The sequence below is a fragment of the Phaeovulum sp. genome (assembly GCF_041596715.1).
In the GTDB taxonomy this organism is placed as follows: Bacteria; Pseudomonadota; Alphaproteobacteria; order Rhodobacterales; family Rhodobacteraceae; genus UBA6213.
Genome location: NZ_JBFHIA010000272.1, coordinates 1 through 3722 on the forward strand (window position 1 = coordinate 1; position 3722 = coordinate 3722).

At 62.2% G+C, this 3722-nt stretch carries 3 protein-coding genes; 2 read left to right on the forward strand and 1 reads right to left on the reverse strand.

Annotation, left to right across the window (positions count from 1 at the left end; genetic code table 11):
• Positions 1-1613 (reverse strand): molybdopterin-dependent oxidoreductase (locus ABY403_RS14430; RefSeq protein WP_372841518.1); only part of this gene is annotated, 1613 nt, incomplete at its 3' end.
• An 833-nt stretch (positions 1614-2446) separates the two neighbouring features.
• Here ABY403_RS14430 and purM point away from each other — a divergent pair.
• Both purM and ABY403_RS14440 read left to right on the forward strand, forming a co-directional pair.
• Complete coding sequence (purM, locus tag ABY403_RS14435) at positions 2447-3487, forward strand: phosphoribosylformylglycinamidine cyclo-ligase (RefSeq protein ID WP_372841519.1); 1041 nt, start codon at positions 2447-2449, stop codon at positions 3485-3487.
• A partial coding sequence (locus tag ABY403_RS14440) for a formyltransferase family protein (protein WP_372841520.1) occupies positions 3484-3722 on the forward strand: 239 nt, incomplete at its 3' end. The genes purM and ABY403_RS14440, both read left to right, overlap by 4 nt.

The window sequence follows — 3722 nt, forward strand, 5'->3', positions numbered from 1 at the left end:
ACCTTCTTCATCACCGTGAACCCGGCACCCTTGTCGGATACGGGCGACATGTCGTTGCGCTCGTAGCTGGTGGTTGCCGGCAGCACGATATCGGCAAAGCGCGCGGTCTGCGTCCAGTTGTAGTCCTGAACGATGATCGTCTCGGGGCTCTGCCAGTATTTGATGTGCAGGTTGCGGTCTTGGTGGTGGTGCATCGGGTTGCCGCCCGACCAGTAGACCAGCCGCAGATCGGGTGCGTTGTAGGACTTACCGTTATAGTCATACTGCGCCCCGGGGTTGGCCAGCGCCCACGGCACCCGCGAAACCGGGATCGGCGCGGGCATTTCGGCGCTCGGGTCAGCCACACTTGCCACGGTGCCAACCGCTTGGCCGCTCGAAAGGCCAGGAATGCTGGGCCCACGCCCAACCGGCGTGCCATAGCTGGAATAGTGCAGCGTAAAGTCGGCACCGCCACCGGGCAGCCCGACGTAGCCAAGCATGCAGGCCAGCGTCATGGTCATCCACGGGCCTTGTTCGCCGTGGTGCGCCCGCTGGATCGACCAACCATGCGTAATCAGCGTGCGCTTGGAGGCCATCGTGCGTGCGAGACCTTCGATCACTTCCGCATCGACCCCACAGATTTCCGAGGCCCATTCGGCGGTTTTGACCACGCCGTCTTCTTCGCCCATCAGATAGGCCGAGAACTCGTCAAAGCCCACGGTGTAATCGTCAAGGAACTGTTGGTCGTGCAGACCTTCCGACAGCAGCGTGTGGGCCACGCCCAGCATCATTGCCACGTCGGTGCCCGGCCGCGGCGCGATCCACTCAGAACCGAGGAAATCGGCGGTCTTGGTGCGCAGCGGGTCGATCACGATCGAGGGCTTGCCGGTTTTTCTGAACTCGTCAAGCAGCGCCATGTTGGCATGGTCAGGAACGCCACCGGCGATCCGGTTGGTGGTTGCCGGGTTTGAACCCCAGAACACGATCAGTTCGGTATTCTCGATGGTCGGCACCCAAGAAGACGAATCATAGAACGAGCCGCCGATCACATAGGGCATGATCACCCGGATCGAGCCGGTCGAGTAGGTGTTGACCGCAGTGACGAAGCCGCCATTGAGGTTCAGCATCCGCTGCAAGCCCGAGACGCAGTTGTGCAGAACGCCCGACGATTTCCAGCCATAGGAACCGCCATAGATGCTGGCGTTGCCATAGGTCTCTTTGACCCGCTTCAACTCGGCTGCGACCAGATCTAGCGCTTCGTCCCAAGAGACGCGGACGAACTCGCCCTTGCCGCGTTCGGTGCGATCACTCATGTAGCCTTTTTCAAGGAAGCTCTTGCGAACCATCGGATACTTGATCCGGGTTGGCGAATAGACCAAGTCGGGCAGCGCCTCGACGTTGGTATTTGGTACTTGATCGTTGGCGTGTGGGGTGGTGCTTACAAAGCGACCATCGACGATCTTGGCGGTAAACAGGCCCCAGTGAGAGCCAGTTACGACTTCGCCGTTCATCATGCTCATGCCGGTAGTTTCGGCGCGCAGCATCGAGGGCATGAAAAGTGTTCCAGCGCCGATTGCCGTGAATCCGCCAAGCACCGCCCGGCGTGACATCTGGATATGCGACAAGCTGTTCATTACTTCGCCTTTCCCGTGGTTTGTCGGGGCTGGCGACGATGGACACATTGGAACCAGCTCCGCATTCGGACGTTTCCTTACGTTCCTTCGGAATATAACTTCCTAGGTCTCCGAAAAGGACGTCGATCCTGTCGAGATACTGTCGAACTCATATTCCACGCGTTAAATTAAGACTCAAAAATAAATGTTACAACTTGAAACGGGCCGCTGCGCGCTTGTGTCACGGCGGTGTTTTGCGCGCTGCGAGATGTTATGTTTACAGTCGGCGCAGTCCGGCACCCGAGGGGTTTTCCGTTAGCGCTGTCGTAATTGATTAGCCCCTGCCGCGCCGCAATTTCAGGCCCGCGTCTTAACGTCGGCCAACTGTCGCGGAATTATAGCAGCACCTCTGACGTTTTTTGCAAAAAGTTATTTCGGCATGGTTGGGCGGGTTGCAATCTGCGGTCGCAAAAGCGCGTTCGTGGTGCGGGATTCTCGCATCACGCGCAAGTTCATCGGGAACGACGCCTATGTGCAGCCCGCGCTTGAAAGCCACACGGGCCACAAGGAAGGCCACCAGACCGCGATGCACGCGCAATAGGGGCCATGTCGCGCCGGGCGTGGCCTCGGGGCAGACCCTTGCGGTGCTGCCACCCAACCTGAACCACCTGCGCGGGCGGCGGCAGCACACCCGGCTCTACGCCCTTGGCGCGGGCCAAAATGGCGCTGCAACGGTGCTGCGGCGGGGTTTTTGCCTCTGCGCGCCCAAATCGCGCCACGCGGGGCGCGCGGGGCGTTGTTCGGGCGCGCGCTTTGGGCTATCGGGGGCGCGGGTGCTGTTGACGGGGGCGAGCATGACAAAACGCGGTCTGACCTATGCCGAGGCGGGGGTCGATATCGATGCGGGCAATGCGTTGGTCGAGCGGATCAAACCCGCCGCCAAAGCCACGCAGCGCAAGGGCACGATGGGCGGGCTAGGCGGCTTTGGCGCTTTGTTCGACCTCAAGGCCGCAGGTTACCGCGACCCGATCCTTGTGGCGGCAACCGATGGTGTGGGCACCAAGCTGCGGATTGCCATTGATACGGGCCGGGTTGATACGATCGGCGTTGACCTTGTGGCGATGTGCGTGAACGACCTTGTGTGCCAAGGTGCCGAACCCCTGTTCTTTTTGGATTATTTCGCCACCGGCAAACTTGATACCGCACAGGCCGCGACCATAATCGAAGGCATCGCGCGCGGCTGTGGCGAAAGCGGCTGCGCGCTGGTGGGTGGTGAAACCGCCGAGATGCCCGGCATGTATCACGGCGGCGATTTTGACCTTGCCGGTTTTGCCGTGGGCGCGATGGAACGTGGGGCCGAACTGCCGCAAGGGGTTGCGGCGGGCGACGTGCTCTTGGGCCTCACCTCTTCGGGGGTGCATTCCAACGGCTACAGCTTTGTGCGCAAGGTGGTAGAGCTTTCGGGCCTTGGCTGGGATGCGGCATCGCCTTTCGGGCCGGGCCTCTTGGGCGAGGCACTTTTGGCACCGACACGGCTTTACGTGCGCTCTGCTCTTGCTGCCTTGCGCGCGGGCGGCGTGCACGGGCTTGCGCATATCACCGGCGGCGGGCTGACCGAAAATCCGCCGCGCGCGCTGCCCGAGGGCTTGGGCATTGAAATCGACCTCTCCGCTTGGGCCTTGCCGCCGGTGTTCCGCTGGCTGGCCGAAACTGCCGAGATGAGCGAGGCGGAACTGCTCAAAACCTTCAACTGCGGCATCGGCATGATCGTCGTCGCCGCGCCAGAGCGGGCCGCTGCACTGCGCGCGCTGCTTGAGGCCGAGGGCGAAACGGTGGTCGAGATGGGCCGCGTGGTGCCGGGGCAGGGGGTGGCCTACAAAGGCGGCCTGCTGTGAAACGCGTTGCCATTCTCATATCGGGCGGCGGCTCGAATATGCTCAAGCTGGTCGAAAGCATGGTAGGCGATCACCCGGCGCGACCGGTGCTGGTGGCCTCGAACGATCCGGGGGCCGAGGGGCTGGCGCGCGCGGCGGCACTTGGGCTGGCGACAGCCTCGGTCGATCATCGCCGCTTCAAGGGCGACCGCGCCGCGTTCGAGGCAGAGCTTTTGCGCCTGCTTCTGCCCATGCG